The following is a 15,064-nucleotide window of genomic DNA, read 5'->3' as shown; positions in this document are numbered from 1 at the left end:
GTCGCATGCGCCGGAGGCGCATAGCCCACCCTCGCAGCTTGCGCCGCTGCGGGTTCTCAGCGTTCGCCTGGCGAGGACGGCTCGACTGCCGTGTATTGGCATACATAAAGTCGGGCACCCGGAGTCCAGGCGGGCGCTGAGGTTCCGCTACCCGCACCGCCACGCAGGACGAGGATGGAAAACCCTCTATGACTGCCGCTTGAGAACGGCCAGCGCCTCGTCGGCGTGCGCCGCCATGCGGAACTCGCTGCGGATCACCGCCCGCACCCGGCTCTGCTCGTCGATGACGAAGGTGTGCCGCTTGACCGGGATCGGCCCGAACCGCCGCTTGACGCCGAACTGCCGGGCGACCGCCCCGTCGACATCGGACAGCAGCGGGAACGAGAAGCCGTGCGCGTCGGCGAACTGCCGCTGCTTGCCGACCTGGTCGGCGCTGATCCCCACCGGCTGCGCCCCGACCTCGGCGAACTCGGCGGCCAGATCCCGGAAGTGGCAGGCCTCGGCGGTGCACCCGCTGGTCATCGCCGCCGGGTAGAAGAACAGCACGACCGGTCCACCGGCCAGCAGGTCGGACAGCTTGCGCTGGTTGCCGTCTTGGTCGGGCAGCACGAAGTCGGCCACCGCATCGCCTTCTCGCATCCTGGTTCCTCCACGTGTTCGAGTTCCGGCCGGACCAGGGTATTGGCGCGCGGAACCCGGGTGTTCCGGCCTTCGGGTGGGTAGCCGGGTGTCATGCCTGAGCTGCCGGACGTCGAGGGCTTCCGCCGGGTTGCGCAGCACGTCGAGAAGCGGCAGGTGCGCAGCGTGCAGGTGTGCGATGCGCAGGTCTTGCGCGGAGTGGGCAGCGAGGCGTTCCGGAACGCGTTGCAGCGCCGGTACTTCGCCGCGCCGCAGCGGCACGGCAAGTGGGTGCTGCTGCCGACCGCCGGGGCCGCGGACTCGCCGTGGGTGCTCGCGCACTTCGGCATGACCGGCAGCTTCGAGTGGTGCGGGCACGACGTCGAGCTGCACAAGCACGATCGGGTCGTGTTCGACTTCGCCACCGGGCAGCTGCGCTACCGCGACATGCGGAAGCTGACCGGGCTGCACCTGGCGCGCGGGCAGGACGAAGTGGACGAACTGCTGGCCGAGCTCGGCCCGGACGCGCAGCAGATCGGGGCCGAGGAGTTCGCCGAGCGGCTGACCCGCACCCGGCGCGGGGTCAAAGCGGCGCTGATGGACCAGGCCGTGCTGGCCGGGCTGGGCAACATCTGCGCCGACGAGTTGTTGTGGCGGGCCAGGATTCACCCGAACCGGGCCACCACCGAGTTGAGCGGCGACGACCTCGACGGGCTGCACCGGGAGATGCGCGCGATGCTGCGCGACGCCGTGCGCGCCGGTCGGGTGCCGGACGACGCGTCCTGGCTGACCGGGCACCGCGACGAGCCCGACCCGCGGTGTCCGCGCTGTTCGACGGCGCTGCGCAAGACGCGGGTCGGCGGGCGCGGCACGCTGTGGTGCCCGGCCTGTCAACATGCGTGATGTTCGGAGCGCATGCATTCATGCACGGACAGTGCGGTAACCTGAACTTGTTTCGGGGGTCAGGGTCGGATCGGGGGGTTCGACCGCGCGGAGCCGGGAGCCGTGGGGGCTTAGGGACCGGCTCCGCGTCGCCCTCCTCGTGCCTGTCTGACGTGCTCGTTCTGCATGGCGGTGCGGGTGGCGGAACCTCAGGCGCCGCCTGGCTGCGGGATCCCGATCTCATGTATGAACCAGGCTGCGCTAGCGACGTGGTCTAGCGCACTGTTTACCGGTCGGTAACCGCTGTTTTTGACATGATCGGGCGGACGAACGCCGTGCAGCGGCAGTGCAGCCGGAAGCGGGAAGGATCGTGTGGTGACGAAGATCGAACGCCTGGGAGTCGTCGGCGGCGGGCAGATGGGCGGTGGCATCGCGGAGGTGGGTGCCCGCGCCGGTCTCGACGTGATCGTCTGCGAGGTCAGCGACGAAGCCGCCCGCGCCGGCCGCACGAGGCTGTGGAAGTCGCTGAACCGCGCGGTGCAGAGCGGCAAGCTCACCGAGGCCGAGCGCGACGCCGCGCAGGAGCGCCTGCGCTTCACCACGTCCCTGGCCGACCTCGAGGACCGCAACATGGTCATCGAGGCGATCGCCGAGGACGAGGAGCTCAAGACCAAGCTGTTCGCCGACCTGGACAAGACCGTGTCCGACCCGGACGCGATCCTGGCGTCGAACACCTCGTCCATCCCGATCGCTAAGCTGGCCGGCGCCACCAACCGCCCGCAGCAGGTGCTCGGCGTGCACTTCTTCAACCCGGTCCCGGTGCTCAAGCTCGTCGAGCTGGTGCCGTCGCTGCTGACCTCGGAGGAGACGGTCGAGCGCGCCTCGGCGTTCGCCACCGAGCAGCTGGGCAAGGAGACCATCCGGGCCAAGGACCGCTCCGGGTTCATCGTCAACGCCCTGCTGGTGCCGTACCTGCTGTCGGCGATCCGGATGGTCGAGGGCGGCTACGCCAGCGCGGAGGACGTGGACAAGGGCATGCAGCTGGGCTGCGCCCACCCGATGGGCCCGCTGCGCCTGTCCGACCTGGTCGGCCTGGACACGCTCAAGGCGATCGCGGACTCGATGTTCGAGGAGTACGGCGACCCGAACTTCGCGGCCCCGCCGCTCCTGCGCCGCATGGTCGACGCGGGTCTGAAGGGCAAGAAGACCGGCAAGGGCTTCTACGACTACAGCTGACCCAACTCCTGGAGGGGGGCCGGGGTCGAAGGCCCCCTTCTCATCGGGTGGCCAGGAGGATTCGGAGTTCTTCCACGATCCGGGCCGGGTCATCCTCCATGGGGAAGTGGCCTGCGCCGGGGATGGTCGCCAGGGTCGCGTTCGGGATGTCCTCCGCCAGGCGGTGGGCGTAGGGGAGTGGTTGCCAGCGGTCCTGTTCGCCCCAGATGATCCTGGTCGGGGTGGGCAGGGTTCTGAGGCGGGGAGCCACTTCTAGGGTCGGTGTCGAGTCGTAGTGGCGGACCTGGTGCTCGAAGAAGGACGCCCGGCCGATCCTCGTCCTGTGTGGACTCAAGTAGGCCTCGAGGGTTTCACCGGTCATGCGGTCCGGGTCGGCCACCGTCATCGCCAGCTGGCGGGTCAGCAGCGCTTCGAAGTCCTGCTGCGGCATGGCCGCGTGGTCGTCCAGGTGGTCGTGGATGATCCGCTGCCAGGTCCGCGAGGGCCAGGAGTCGTAGCTGACCGAGTCGATCAGGGCCAGGCGCTCGACGCGGTCCGGGTGCGCGGTGGTGAAGAGCTGCGCGATCGCGCCGCCGATGTCGTGGGCGATCAGGGTGCAGCGATGGATCTCCAGCTGTGCCAGCAGCTTTCCGAGGAGGTCGGCCTGGGCCGCGACCGAGGTGTCGCGGTCGACCGGGCGTTCCGAGGCGCCGTAGCCCAGCAGGTCGTAGAGCAGGACTTCGTGGCCCGCCGCTTCGAACTCCGGGAACACGTTGCGCCAGATGTGGGAGTGCGACGGCGTTCCGTGCAGGAAGACCAGCGTCTCCCCGGTGCGTCCGCGGGTGTGGCGGAGCGCCAGCCGGACGCCGTCGACGACGGTGTTGTCGGTGAGGATCATGCCGCGTCCTCGACGGTGATGACGAGCTTGCCGAAGAAGTCCTTGGCGGTGAAGGCGCGTTGGGCTTCGCGGAGCTCGTGCAGCGGGTAGGTGCCGGCCAGCAGCGGGGTCAGCTCGCCGCGCTCGACGTGGCCGATGAGCTGGGCGAAGTCCTCGTGGGTGCCGAACGACGAGCCGATCAGCTGCAGCTGGCGCAGGTAGACGGTCCGCAGGTCGGTCTCCACCAGCGGCCCCGCGATGCCGCCGGCGACGACGTAGCGCCCGAGCGGCGCGAGCATGCGCAGCAGCTGCGGGAAGGCCGGGCCCGCCACCACGTCGGCGACGACGTCGACCGGCCCGACCTGCGCGTCCAGGTCTGGTGAGTTCCGGTCCACCGCCTCGTGCGCGCCGAGCTTCAACGCGCGCTCGCGCTTCGCGCCGCTGGTCACCGCGACGACCCGGGCTCCGCGCAGCACCGCGAGCTGGATCAGCGCCGAGCCGACGCCGCCGGACGCCCCGGTGACCACCACGGTCTCCCCGCTGCCGACGTTCGCGCGGTTGAGCATGCGCATGGCGGTCGCGTACGCGGTGGGGAAGGTCGCGAGTTCGGCATCGCTGAGCGGGCTTTCGACGGCGTGCGCGTTCTCCGCCGGGACCGCGGTGTGCTCGGCGAACCCGCCGTCGCGCTCGCTGCCCAGGTACTCGGTGTCGACGAGTTCGCGCTCGCCGCCGGTGTAGAGCATCGGGTCGACGACCACCCGCTCGCCGAGGCGCGATCGGGGCACGCCCGCGCCGACCTGGTCGATGCGGCCGACCACGTCGGCGCCCTGGATGCGGGGGAACGCCAGCGGCTCGCGCCGCCAGCCCGCTGTGCCCGACGGGTCGCCCGGTGTGCCATAGGCGCCTTCGCGGGTCCAGATGTCGGTGTTGTTGATGGCGGTCGCGGCGACCCGGATCCGGACCTCGCCGGGTCCGGCCTGCGGGGCGGGCACGTCTTCGCGGTACTCGAGCTGGTCCGGGCCGCCGAAGCCGGTGAGCAGCACTGCGCGCATCAGGAACACTCTCCCATCGAGGTATACCGACCGGTGTGGTTACTACGATAGGCGCCTCGGTGCGGATGCTGTCAACCCACCGGTCGGTATAGTCGGGGCATGGCTGAAGTCGCGGAGTTGCTGGAGAAGCTGACCCCGGCCGGGCGGCGGGTGCTCGACGTCGCCGCCGAGCTGTTCTACCGCCAGGGCATCCACGCGGTCGGCGTCGAAGCCATCGCGGCCGAAGCCGGGGTGACCAAGAAGACGCTCTACGCCTGCTTCGGCTCGAAGGACCAGCTCGTCACCGCGTACCTGGTCGAACGCGACCAGCGCTGGCGGGAATGGCTGCAGAACTGGGTCACCGAGCACGCGACCGGGCCGCGCGAGGAGCTGCTGGCGGTGTTCGACGCGCTCGACGCGTGGATGAGCGGGGGCAACTTCCGGGGCTGCGGCTTCGTCAACGCGCTCGCGGAGATCCCGGACCGCGACCACCCGGGGTGGTCGGTGATCATCGGGCAGAAGCGGTGGATGCGCGACTACTTCGAGGAGCTCGCGGTGGCGGCGGACGTCGCCGAGCCGGCGGAGTTCGCGGACAGCGCCCTGCTCCTCTACGAGGGAGCGACGGTCGTGGCGTCGGCGGACGTGCCCGGTGCGGTCCGGCAAGCGCGCCGCACCGCCGAGGTTCTGCTCGCGGCCTGACGATCAGTCCACTTCGGACGCGATAGTGCCGCGCAGGGCGTCGACCGCGTGGCGGCGGTGGTCGTCGAGGAGGCGGATCAGCTCCTCGGCGCGGCGGTCCTGCGCTGCGGCGACGATGGAATCGTGCTCGTGGCGGACGCGCGCGCGGTTGGCGTCGGAGTTGTAGTAGACCGCGCGGTAGGCGTCGGTGGCGTCCCACAACGTGCGCACGACGCGCAGCAGGCGCGGCATTCCCGACGGTTCCAGCAGCGCGAAGTGGAAGCGGCGGTTGGCCGCGATCATGGCCACCAGGTCGTCGCTGTCGGCCGCTTCCTCCACGTCCCGCTGGGCGTCGGTGATCCGCGCCAGATCGGTGTCGGTGAAGCGCTCGGTGGCCACCGCGGCCGCCTCCGCCTCCAGCAGCTCCCGCATCCGGTAGACCTCCAGCAGGTCGCGCAGCGACAGCTCGGCCACCGAATAGCCCCGGTGCGGCTGGTAGACGACCTGCCCCTCGGCTTCCAGCGTCTTCAGCGCCTCGCGCAGCGGCACCCGGCTCACGCCGAGGCCCTGGGCGATCGAGTCCTGCCGGATCGGCTGGCCAGGGGAAAGCTCCCCGGACACGATGGATCTGCGCAGCTCGCCGAGGACGAACTCCTGCGTGGTGGGTGGTCGCTGCATCCCGCTTCTCCCGGTTGTTCCGCGCCCTTGACCGGCCGTCGAACAACTGTATATTGGATCCAAAATAGCGGTGACGCAAGCCACTGGTTCGCGCATCGGGGAAGGGCGGGTGCATGGAGACGTTGCCGCTGGAAGGCGTGGTCGTCGCGGACTTCAGCCGGGTACTGGCCGGTCCGTACGCGACGATGCTGCTGGCCGACCTGGGTGCCACCGTGATCAAGGTGGAGCGCCCCGGCAGCGGTGACGACACCCGGTCGTGGGGTCCACCGTGGACCGAGCACAGCTCGTCCTACTTCGAATCGGTCAACCGCGGCAAGCGCAGCATCGCGCTGGACCTCGCCGACCCGCAGGACCGGGAGACCGCGCTGGACCTCGTCCGCCGCGCCGACGTGCTGGTGGAGAACTTCAAGACCGGCTCGCTGGCCCGCCACGGCCTGGACCAGGCCAGCGCGCGGGCGATCAACCCGCGGCTGATCTACACCTCGATCTCCGGCTTCGGTAGCGCCGGCGGCGCGGACCTGCCCGGCTACGACTTCGTGGTGCAGGCGCTCGGCGGGCTGATGAGCATCACCGGTGACCCCGACGGCCCGCCGACGAAGGTCGGCGTGGCGCTGGTGGACGTGCTCACCGGCAAGGACGCCGCGCTGGGCATCATGGCCGCGCTGCGCCACCGGGAGCTCACCGGCGAGGGCCAGCACGTCGAGGTGAACCTGCTGTCCAGCCTGCTGGCATCGCTGGTCAACCAGATGAGCGGCATGCTGACCACCGGTGTCGCGCCGCAGCGGATGGGCAACCAGCACCCGAGCATCGCCCCGTACGAGACGTTGCGCTGCGAGGACGCCTTCCTGGCCGTCGCGGTCGGCAACGACGGCCAGTTCCGCAAGCTGTGCGAGGCCCTCGGGCTGATCGCGCTGCCCGACGACCCGCGGTTCGCCACGAACGCCCAGCGCGTCGCGCACCGCGCGGAACTGGTCGGCCACCTGGAGAACGTGCTCGGCGCCCGCACCGCAGCGGACTGGCAGCGCCGCTTGCAGGCTCTGGGCATCGCGTGCGGGCAGGTCAACGACCTGCCACGGGCGGTGCACTACGCCGAATCCCTGGGCCTGCGCCCGATGGTCGACCCCGGCGGCGGGGCGGCGATGCAGGTCCGGATGCCCATCGACTTCTCCGCGCACGGCAGCGCCGAAGTGACGCCGCCGCCGCTGCTCGGCGAGCACGGCAAGGAGGTCCTCGCCTGGCTGGAGGACCCCGAACGACCACTTCCCCCCATCGTCCCTAGGAGGAATTCGCAATGAGTGCCGGTGGAAAGCGCCCCGCGTTCGACCCGCGCGACCCGCTCGGGATCGACGCCGAATTCACCGCGGAACAGCTGGCGATCCGCGACAGCGTCCGCGCGCTGTGCCGCGACCACGTGCAGCCGCACGTCGCGGAGTGGTACGAGCGGGGCGAGTTCCCGCAGGCCCGCGAACTGGCCCGGGAGCTGGGCAAGCTGGGCGTGCTGGGCATGCACCTGGAGGGCTACGGCTGCGCCGGGCTGTCCGCAGTGGACTACGGCATCGCCTGCGAGGAGCTGGAGGCCTGCGACTCCGGGCTGCGCTCGCTGGTGTCGGTGCAGGGTTCGCTGGCGATGTTCGCCATCTGGCGCTGGGGTTCGGAGGAGCACAAGCAGCACTGGCTGCCGCAGATGGCCGCCGGTGAGGCGATCGGCTGCTTCGGCCTGACCGAGCCCGACCACGGTTCCGACCCGTCGTCGATGCTCACCAACGCGCGCCGCGACGGTTCCGACTGGGTGCTCAACGGCCGGAAGATGTGGATCACCAACGGCAGCATCGCCTCGGTGGCCGTGGTGTGGGCCAAGACCGACGAGGGCGTGCGGGGCTTCGTGGTCCCGACCGACACGCCGGGCTTCTCCGCGCCGGAGATCAAGCACAAGCTGTCGCTGCGCGCCTCGGTGACCAGCGAGCTGGTGCTCGACGACGTGCGGCTGCCCGCGGATGCGGTGCTGCCCGAGGTCACCGGTCTGCGCGGTCCGCTGTCCTGCCTCAACGAGGCCCGCTACGGCATCGTGTGGGGTGCGGTCGGCGCCGGTCGCAGCTGCCTGGAGGCGGCGCTGGACTACGCGACCACCCGCGAGCAGTTCGGCCGGCCGATCGGCGGATTCCAGCTCACCCAGGGCAAGCTCGCCGACATGGCGGTGCGGGTGCAGAACGGACGCCTGCTCGCCCTGCACCTCGGCAAGCTCAAGGACGCCGGGAAGCTCATCCCGCAGCAGGTCAGCTTCGGCAAGCTGGACAACGTGCGCGGCGCGATGGAGGTCGCCCGGACCGCCCGCACCATCCTCGGCGCGAACGGGATCTCCCTGGAATACCCGGTGATCCGCCACATGACCAACCTCGAGTCGGTCCTGACCTACGAGGGCACCGGTGAGATGCACGCCCTGACCATCGGCCAGGCCCTGACCGGCCTCAACGCCTTCCGCGGCTGAGCACGGGGCGGGGCGTGAGCGCGCTGCACTGAACACCGCTGCGCACTCACGCCTTCACCGCACCTGGCGCAAATTCCATTGAAATCGGACTGGCATACATAAGGCTGGGCACCCGGAGTCCAGGCGGGCGCTGAGGTTCTGCCACCCGCACCGCCACGCAAAATGAGGATGGAAGAACCTCAATGGAATTTGCGTGCTCGGGTCACCAGACGGTGAAGCCGCCGTCCACGACCATGTTGCTGCCGGTGACGAAGCTGCTGGCCTCGGCGGCCAGGAACACCGCGAGCGGGCCGATCTCGCGGGGCTCGGCGACCCGGCCCATCGGGGTCTGCGCCAGCCACTGCGCGTACCACTCGGGTTGGGTGTCCTGGACGCCCTGGAGCAGTTCCGTACCGGTGTAGCCGGGGGAGATGGAGTTGACCCGCACCCCGCGGCCGCCCCACTCGCCGGCCAGCGATTTGGTCAGCATGATGACCGCGGCCTTCGAGGTGTTGTAGTGCGCCTGCGGCTGCGGGTGGTTGGAGATCAGGCCGGACATCGAGGCGATGTTGATGATCGACCCCGATCCTTGCGCCAGCATCGCCCGGCCGACCTCGCGGCAGCACCAGAACACCGCGTCCAGGTTGAGCCCCATGGTGCGCCGCCACGAATCGTCCGAAATGGACTCCGCGGGCTCGTTGCGCACCATGCCAGCGTTGTGCACCGACACGTCGATCCGGCCGTGCTCGGCCACGATCCGGTCGACGAGCGCGGCCACCGCGGTCGAATCGGTGACGTCGACCTGCTCGAAGCCGCCCCCGACCTCCTCGGCGGCCCGCCGGCCGGTGTCCGGGTTGATCTCGGCGATCACCACGTGGGCACCCGCGGTGCGCAGGGCCTTGGCGATCTCCAGCCCGATGCCCTGCCCACCACCGGTGACCAGAGCGACCTTGTCCTGCAACGAGAACACGTCGTTCCCCATCCGTACCGCCTTCCCGAGCGTTGTCGCCTTCGCCGCGATCCTCCCGCCGCGTCCAGCCGCAGTGAACCAGCGATCGCCCACCCGGACCACCCGCACCGCAGCGCAGAACGCGTTTCAGCGGAGGAGGGGTGGGAGCACGCGATGGGTCCAGTCGGTGGCTCGTTCGTAGGAGTGGGCGAGTTGGAGGAGCGGCCATTCCGCGTGGTTGCGGCCGATCAGCTGGACGCCCATCGGCAGGCCCTCCGCGTTGCAGCCGACCGGGAGGTTGGCCACCGGGTGCCCGGACAGCGTCCACGGCGCCACCACCTCCATCCAGCGGTGGTAGGTGTCCATCGACCGGTCGCCGATCTCCTGCGGCCAGCGCTGCTCGGCGTCGAACGGGAACACCTGCGCGCTGGGCGCGAGCAGGAAGTCGTACTCGTCGAACAGGTCCGACACCGCCGCGTACCACTGTTCGCGGCCGGTGAGCGCGCGGCTGATGTCGGAGGCCTGGAGCCGGTGGTAGTTCTCGACCTCGAAGATCAGCTCCGGTTTGAGCAGCGCGCGCTTGGCCGGGTCGTCGTAGAGCTCGGCGTGGTTGCGCCCGACCGTCCACGACCGCCACAGCAGGAACGTCTCCCACGCCTGCTCGACCGGCAGCCGCTTGACCACCGGCTCGACCGAGCAGCCGATTTCGCCGAAGGCGGCGAAGGATTCGGCGCACAGGTCCAGCACTCCGGGCTCGGTGGGCAGGTGCCCGTCGAAGTCGCCGACCCAGCCGATCCGCGCGCCGTCGAAGTCGCGGTCCAGCGGTCCGGCGAACAGCTCCGGATCCTGCTCGATGCTCAGCGGTGCGCGCTCGTCGGGACCGGCCATCGTGGACAGCAGCATCGCCACGTCCCGCACCGTGCGCCCCATCGGGCCGACGACGGAGGGCGAGCTGAGGAAGCCCTCGGTCGGGATGCGCCCGAAGCTCGGCCGCAGCGACACGATGTTGTTCCAGGCGGCGGGATTGCGCAGCGAGCCCATGAAGTCGCTGCCGTCGGCGACCGGCAGCATCCGCATGGCCAGCGCGGCGGCGGCGCCTCCGCTGCTGCCGCCCGCGCTGCGCGTGGTGTCGTAGGGGTTGAGCGTCGTGCCGAACACCGGGTTGAAGGTGTGCGAGCCGAGGCCGAACTCGGGCACGTTGGTCTTGCCGATCACGATCGCGCCGGCCTCGCGCATCCGCCGCACGTGCAGCTCGTCGTCGACCGCGATCGACTCGGCGAACACCGGCGAACCCTTGGTGGTGGCCAGCCCGGCGGCATCCGAGAGGTCCTTGATCGCGACCGGGAAGCCGTGCATCCAGCCGCGGTGCTCACCGCGGGCGAGCTCTTCGTCGCGCTGCCGGGCTTCGGCCAGCACGTCCGCCTCGTCGCGGCGGGAGACGATCGCGTTCACCGCCGGGTTGAACCGGTCGATGTGGGCGAGGTAGGTCTGCATCACCTCGACGCAGCTGACCTCGCGCCGGGAGATCAGCCAGGACAGCTCCACCGCGTCCAGCAGCACCAGGCCGGGGATCTTCGAAGCGGGCAGTCCGGAACCGGGCGCTACCGACACGCTGTTTCCTCCTGTGTCCGATCAACCCCACGACCTTCGCGTTCGTCGAGGCCGCACGTCAACCGCCTTCTCGACGGCAGGGGCAGAGGCGTGCATCACGTTAGCGTTGCTAAAAGCCATTCGGGTTTCCAGGCTGGAGTGATCGGGGACACCGCTCGACGTCGAGGAGGGCCGGGATGACCGCAGTGGCAGCGCAGCGGACGGTGGGGACCGTGCGAGTGCTGTCGTCGGTCGCCGCGGTGGTCACCGTCGGGGTGTTCCCGGTGTTCCTCGTCGGTGGGCTCGGCGTGCAGCTGCAGCGCGAGTTCGGCTTCGGCGCGGCGATGCTCGGAGTCGGCGCGGCGGGCTTCTTCGGCGTCGCGGCGATCTCGTCGCGGACGATGGGCTGGCTGGTCGAGCGGATCGGCGCCCGGCTGGGCATGCGGATCGGGGCCCTGGGCAGCTCGCTGTGCCTGTTCGGGATCGCCGCCGCGCCCAGCTCGTGGTGGCTGCTGGGGCTGCTGTGGGTGGGCGGCCTGCCGAACTCCCTGGCACAACCCGCCTCGAACCTGCTCATCGCGCAAGGAATTCCGGTCAACCGGCGCGGCATGGGCTTCGGCGTCAAGCAGTCCTCGATCCCGGCGGCCACGCTGCTGGCCGGGGTCGCGGTGCCCGCGGTGGCGCTGACCATCGGCTGGCGCTGGGTCTTCGTGATCGCCGGGGCGATCGGCCTCATCGCCGCGGTCGCGGTGCCCCGGCTGCCGGAGGCCGAGCGGTCGAGGTCCGGACGCGCCGGGCGGAGCGGCAAGGGCGCGAGCCGGAGTGCTCTCGTGCTGCTGGCGATCTCCGGCGGTCTCGGTTCGGCGGCGGCCAACGCGCTCGGCGCGTTCGTCACCACCACGGCGGTCGAGGTCGGTTTCAGCCCGTCGGCGGCCGGACTGGTGCTGTCGCTGGGATCGGCGACCGGGCTGGTGATCCGGCTGTGCGCGGGCGTGGTCGCCGACCGCTGGAACCCGAACCTGGTGCGGGTCATCTCCGGGATGCTGCTGATCGGTTCGATCGGGTTCGCGCTGATGGCGGTGGACTCGCCGGTCGTGTTCCTGCTCGGGGTGTCGATCGGGTTCGGCGCCGGCTGGGCCTGGCCGGGGCTGCTGAACTTCGCGGTCGCCAAGATCGCCCCGGATCGCGTGGCCAGCGCGACCTCGTTCACCCAGACCGGCGTCTACCTCGGTGGCAGCTCGGGACCGCTGCTGTTCGGCGTCTTCGCCGAGCACGCGGGACTGGCCGGGGCCTGGCTGGCGGCGGGCGGGGCGGCGATCATCGCAGGTGTCCTGCTGCTGTTCATCCGCCGTTGATGGACTGGACCGGGATGCCGGTGTCGCCGGACTTGCGGGCCACCCCGCCGTAGAGCAGGTGGTACCGGTTGGTCGCGGAAGTCGGCTGACCGGGGTCGGGGCGCCAGTCGGCCAGGTAGGTCGCGCCGGGCGGCAGGACCTCGAAGTCGCCGAACAGCTTGTCGATCCAGCTCGTCTCCCGCGGGTGCAGCGGATCGGAGGTCTCGGCGTAGAAGTCGGTCAGCGTGCGCGCCGCGTCCGGGGCGCGGGTGCCGGTCAGGTGCGAGACCACCAGGTAGCTGCCCGGTACGAGGGCGTCGCGGTAGGCCTCCACCAGGCCGAGCGGGTCGTCGGAGTCGGGGACGAAGTGCAGCACCGAGGTCATCAGCAGCCCGACCGGCTCGTTCAGGTCGAGCAGGTCCTGGGTCTCCGGGGCGAGCAGGACCGATGCGGGGTCGCGGCAGTCGGCCCGCAGGATGTCCGCGCGCGGCTCGCCGGCCAGCAGCGGTTTGCTGTGCGCGACGGTCAGCGGCTCGTTGTCCACGTACAGGACCCGGAAGTCGCGGGTGCGCCGGCACGCCACCTCGTGCAGGTGCCCGATGGTGGGAGTGCCGGAACCGAGGTCGAGGAACTGGCGCACCCCGCGGGCGAGGAGGAACTCCACGGTGCGGCGCAGGAACGCCCGGTTCTCCTGGTAGACGGCCCCGATGCCCGGCAGCTCCTGCTCGATGCGCTCGGCGAAACTGCGTTCGACGCCGAAGTTGTGGCCCCCGCCCAGGAAGGCGTCGTAGATCCGGGCAGCGGCGGGCCGGGTGATGTCCATCTGCCGCGCCGGCGGAGTGCGCGTGTCGACCATGGTTCCCCCTTCTCCGCTGGAATCGTACAGTAGTCATCGGGTAACACAGAGTGTTCGTGATCTGCTCGCGCGCCGCTCTTGCCGATGGTCGTGCGCGCATATCACGATGAGTGGCTCGCAATTGGTGCATTCCCATGGAGGTGCTCGTGACCGACGTCCGCGCGGTGGTGTCGACAGGCAAGGGCAGGCCTGTCGAGGTGGTGACCATCGACGTCCCGGATCCCGGACCCGGCGAAGCGGTGGTGAAGGTGCAGGCCTGCGGGGTGTGCCACACGGATCTGCACTACCGCGAAGGCGGTATCAGCGACGAGTTCCCGTTCCTGCTCGGCCACGAGGCGGCCGGGATCGTCGAGGCTGTCGGCGAGGGCGTCGAGGACGTGCAGCCCGGCGATTTCGTGGTCCTCAACTGGCGCGCGGTGTGCGGCGTGTGCCGGGCGTGCAAGCGCGGTCGGCCGCAGTACTGCTTCGACACCCACAACGCCAGCCGGCCGATGACGCTCGACGGCACCCCGCTCTCGCCCGCCCTGGGCATCGGCGCCTTCGCGGAGAAGACCCTGGTGCACGCCAAGCAGTGCACCAAAGTGGACCCGACGGCGCGGCCTGCGGTGGCGGGGCTGCTCGGTTGCGGCGTGATGGCCGGGATCGGCGCGGCGGTCAACACCGGTGGCGCCGGGCCGGGCGACTCGGTGGCCGTGATCGGTTGCGGTGGTGTCGGCGACGGTGCGATCGCGGGCGCGAACCTGGCCGGGGCGCGCCGGATCATCGCGGTGGACACCGACCCGAAGAAGCTGGAGTGGGCGCGGCAGTTCGGCGCCACGCACGTGGTCAACGCCGCCGAGACCGACTCCGTCGCGGCGATCCAGGAGCTCACCGGCGGGTTCGGCGCGGACCTGGTGATCGACGCGGTCGGCCGGCCGGAGACCTTCAAGCAGGCCTTCTACGCTCGGGACCTCGCGGGCACGGTGGTGCTGGTGGGCGTGCCGACCCCGGAGATGACGCTCGAACTGCCGCTGCTGGACGTCTTCGGCCGGGGCGGTGCGGTGAAGTCCAGCTGGTACGGCGACTGCCTGCCGGAGCGCGACTTCCCGACGCTGGTGGAGATGTACCAGCAGGGCCGGTTGCCGCTGGAGAAGTTCGTCAGCGAGGAGATCCCGCTGGACGGCGTGGAGGAGGCCTTCGCGAAGATGGCCCGCGGCGAGGTGCTGCGCTCGGTGGTGGTCTTCTGATGGCCGTGCGCATCGACCACGCCACCACCTCGGGCACGTTCTCGCTGGACGGTCAGACCTTCGACGTCGACAACAACGCCTGGGTGGTCGGCGACGACGCCGAGTGCGTGGTCATCGACGCCCCGCACGACGTCGAGGCCATCCGCGCGCTGGTCGGCGACCGCGAGGTGAAGGCCGTGCTGTGCACGCACGCCCACGACGACCACGTGCGCAAGGCGCCGGAGCTGGCCGCGGCGGTCGGCGCCCCGATCTGGCTGCACCCCGACGACATGGTGCTGTGGAACCTCACGCACCCCGACCGCGAACCGGACGGCGAGCTGGCCGACGGCCAGGTGGTCGAGGTCGGCGGGATCGGCCTGCGGGTGCTGCACACGCCCGGCCACGCGCCGGGCGCGGTGTGCCTTTACTCGCCGGAGCTGGGCGTGGTGTTCACCGGGGACACGCTGTTCGCCGGTGGCCCCGGCGCGACCGGCCGGTCCTATTCGGACTTCGGCACCATCACCGAGTCCATCCGGGACAGGTTGCTGCCGTTGCCCGAGGACACCGAAGTGCGTCCCGGGCACGGCGACAGCACGACGATCGGTGCGGTGCGGACGCAGTTCGACGAGTGGGTCAAGCGCGGCTACTGATCGTGCCCGCACGGTCAGCGGGTAGGTTCTCGGTACC

At 70.6% G+C, this 15,064-nt stretch carries 15 protein-coding genes; 8 read left to right on the top strand and 7 right to left on the bottom strand.

The features are described from left to right. Positions 1-186: 186 nt before the first annotated feature. The gene (locus tag OU415_RS07845) at positions 187-639 is read right to left on the bottom strand and encodes a peroxiredoxin (RefSeq protein ID WP_270947923.1); all 453 of its coding nucleotides are present in this window, start codon (positions 637-639) and stop codon (positions 187-189) included. Positions 640-732: 93 nt separating this feature from the next. Between OU415_RS07845 and OU415_RS07840 the strand changes: the two genes are divergently transcribed. Then, on the top strand, positions 733-1,521 hold the full coding sequence (locus tag OU415_RS07840) for an Fpg/Nei family DNA glycosylase (protein WP_270947922.1): 789 nt from the start codon (positions 733-735) through the stop codon (positions 1,519-1,521). A gap of 354 nt (positions 1,522-1,875) precedes the next feature. Next, on the top strand, positions 1,876-2,736 hold the full coding sequence (locus tag OU415_RS07835) for a 3-hydroxybutyryl-CoA dehydrogenase (protein ID WP_270947921.1): 861 nt from the start codon (positions 1,876-1,878) through the stop codon (positions 2,734-2,736). Positions 2,737-2,776: 40 nt separating this feature from the next. On the opposite strand, the gene OU415_RS07830 is transcribed toward OU415_RS07835, so the two are convergent. Next, entirely contained in the window at positions 2,777-3,613 is an 837-nt protein-coding gene (locus OU415_RS07830) for an alpha/beta fold hydrolase (RefSeq protein WP_270947920.1), read from the bottom strand. Further along, positions 3,610-4,644 (bottom strand): alcohol dehydrogenase family protein, encoded by a 1,035-nt coding sequence (locus OU415_RS07825; RefSeq protein ID WP_270947919.1) that lies wholly within the window; start codon positions 4,642-4,644, stop codon positions 3,610-3,612. Before OU415_RS07825 ends, OU415_RS07830 begins: the two co-directional genes overlap by 4 nt. A 99-nt stretch (positions 4,645-4,743) precedes the next feature. Between OU415_RS07825 and OU415_RS07820 the strand changes: the two genes are divergently transcribed. Beyond that, positions 4,744-5,322 (top strand): TetR/AcrR family transcriptional regulator, encoded by a 579-nt coding sequence (locus OU415_RS07820; RefSeq protein ID WP_270947918.1) that lies wholly within the window; start codon positions 4,744-4,746, stop codon positions 5,320-5,322. Positions 5,323-5,325: 3 nt separating this feature from the next. Here the strand turns inward: OU415_RS07820 and OU415_RS07815 are convergent, their stop codons facing one another. Continuing rightward, positions 5,326-5,979, bottom strand: a complete 654-nt coding sequence (locus OU415_RS07815; protein ID WP_270947917.1) for a GntR family transcriptional regulator — start codon at positions 5,977-5,979, stop codon at positions 5,326-5,328. A gap of 113 nt (positions 5,980-6,092) precedes the next feature. Between OU415_RS07815 and OU415_RS07810 the strand changes: the two genes are divergently transcribed. Further along, the gene (locus OU415_RS07810; RefSeq protein WP_270947916.1) at positions 6,093-7,274 is read left to right on the top strand and encodes a CaiB/BaiF CoA transferase family protein; all 1,182 of its coding nucleotides are present in this window, start codon (positions 6,093-6,095) and stop codon (positions 7,272-7,274) included. Next, positions 7,271-8,464, top strand: a complete 1,194-nt coding sequence (locus tag OU415_RS07805) for an acyl-CoA dehydrogenase family protein (RefSeq protein WP_270947915.1) — start codon at positions 7,271-7,273, stop codon at positions 8,462-8,464. Before OU415_RS07810 ends, OU415_RS07805 begins: the two co-directional genes overlap by 4 nt. A gap of 202 nt (positions 8,465-8,666) precedes the next feature. Here OU415_RS07805 and OU415_RS07800 read toward each other — a convergent pair whose 3' ends face one another. Both OU415_RS07800 and OU415_RS07795 read right to left on the bottom strand, forming a co-directional pair. Further along, a complete protein-coding gene (locus OU415_RS07800) occupies positions 8,667-9,425 on the bottom strand; it encodes an SDR family NAD(P)-dependent oxidoreductase (protein WP_270947914.1) in 759 nt (252 codons plus the stop codon). A gap of 114 nt (positions 9,426-9,539) precedes the next feature. Beyond that, positions 9,540-11,003 carry an amidase gene (locus tag OU415_RS07795; RefSeq protein WP_270947913.1) on the bottom strand — a complete coding sequence of 488 codons (1,464 nt, stop codon included), beginning with the start codon at positions 11,001-11,003 and terminating at the stop codon, positions 9,540-9,542. 176 nt (positions 11,004-11,179) lie between these two features. On the opposite strand from OU415_RS07795, the gene OU415_RS07790 reads away from it, so the two are divergent. Then, positions 11,180-12,337 (top strand): MFS transporter, encoded by a 1,158-nt coding sequence (locus OU415_RS07790; protein ID WP_270947912.1) that lies wholly within the window; start codon positions 11,180-11,182, stop codon positions 12,335-12,337. Here the strand turns inward: OU415_RS07790 and OU415_RS07785 are convergent. Beyond that, on the bottom strand, positions 12,324-13,172 hold the full coding sequence (locus tag OU415_RS07785; protein ID WP_270947911.1) for an SAM-dependent methyltransferase: 849 nt from the start codon (positions 13,170-13,172) through the stop codon (positions 12,324-12,326). The two genes, OU415_RS07790 and OU415_RS07785, sit on opposite strands and share 14 nt — an antisense overlap. 134 nt (positions 13,173-13,306) lie before the next feature. On the opposite strand from OU415_RS07785, the gene OU415_RS07780 reads away from it, so the two are divergent. Both OU415_RS07780 and OU415_RS07775 read left to right on the top strand, forming a co-directional pair. After that, complete coding sequence (locus tag OU415_RS07780; RefSeq protein ID WP_270947910.1) at positions 13,307-14,398, top strand: S-(hydroxymethyl)mycothiol dehydrogenase; 1,092 nt, start codon at positions 13,307-13,309, stop codon at positions 14,396-14,398. Beyond that, positions 14,398-15,027, top strand: coding sequence for an MBL fold metallo-hydrolase (locus OU415_RS07775; protein WP_270947909.1), 630 nt, complete (start codon positions 14,398-14,400; stop codon positions 15,025-15,027). The genes OU415_RS07780 and OU415_RS07775 overlap by 1 nt, the downstream gene beginning before the upstream one ends. The last annotated feature ends 37 nt before the right edge of the window (positions 15,028-15,064 follow it).

This window comes from Saccharopolyspora oryzae (assembly GCF_027853915.1).
GTDB classification, from domain to species: domain Bacteria; phylum Actinomycetota; class Actinomycetes; order Mycobacteriales; family Pseudonocardiaceae; genus Saccharopolyspora; species Saccharopolyspora oryzae.
This window is presented reverse-complemented; position numbering and strand designations above follow the sequence as displayed.

Excerpts from the sequence above, each read along its gene's own strand:
- OU415_RS07845 (WP_270947923.1), bottom strand. The coding sequence starts at position 639 with ATGCGAGAAGGCGATGCGGTGGCCGACTTCGTGCTGCCCGACCAAGAC.
- OU415_RS07840 (WP_270947922.1), top strand. The coding sequence starts at position 733 with ATGCCTGAGCTGCCGGACGTCGAGGGCTTCCGCCGGGTTGCGCAGCAC.
- OU415_RS07830 (WP_270947920.1), bottom strand. The coding sequence starts at position 3,613 with ATGATCCTCACCGACAACACCGTCGTCGACGGCGTCCGGCTGGCGCTC.
- OU415_RS07825 (WP_270947919.1), bottom strand. The coding sequence starts at position 4,644 with ATGCGCGCAGTGCTGCTCACCGGCTTCGGCGGCCCGGACCAGCTCGAG.
- OU415_RS07820 (WP_270947918.1), top strand. The coding sequence starts at position 4,744 with ATGGCTGAAGTCGCGGAGTTGCTGGAGAAGCTGACCCCGGCCGGGCGG.
- OU415_RS07815 (WP_270947917.1), bottom strand. The coding sequence starts at position 5,979 with ATGCAGCGACCACCCACCACGCAGGAGTTCGTCCTCGGCGAGCTGCGC.
- OU415_RS07810 (WP_270947916.1), top strand. The coding sequence starts at position 6,093 with ATGGAGACGTTGCCGCTGGAAGGCGTGGTCGTCGCGGACTTCAGCCGG.
- OU415_RS07805 (WP_270947915.1), top strand. The coding sequence starts at position 7,271 with ATGAGTGCCGGTGGAAAGCGCCCCGCGTTCGACCCGCGCGACCCGCTC.
- OU415_RS07800 (WP_270947914.1), bottom strand. The coding sequence starts at position 9,425 with ATGGGGAACGACGTGTTCTCGTTGCAGGACAAGGTCGCTCTGGTCACC.
- OU415_RS07790 (WP_270947912.1), top strand. The coding sequence starts at position 11,180 with ATGACCGCAGTGGCAGCGCAGCGGACGGTGGGGACCGTGCGAGTGCTG.
- OU415_RS07785 (WP_270947911.1), bottom strand. The coding sequence starts at position 13,172 with ATGGTCGACACGCGCACTCCGCCGGCGCGGCAGATGGACATCACCCGG.
- OU415_RS07780 (WP_270947910.1), top strand. The coding sequence starts at position 13,307 with ATGGAGGTGCTCGTGACCGACGTCCGCGCGGTGGTGTCGACAGGCAAG.
- OU415_RS07775 (WP_270947909.1), top strand. The coding sequence starts at position 14,398 with ATGGCCGTGCGCATCGACCACGCCACCACCTCGGGCACGTTCTCGCTG.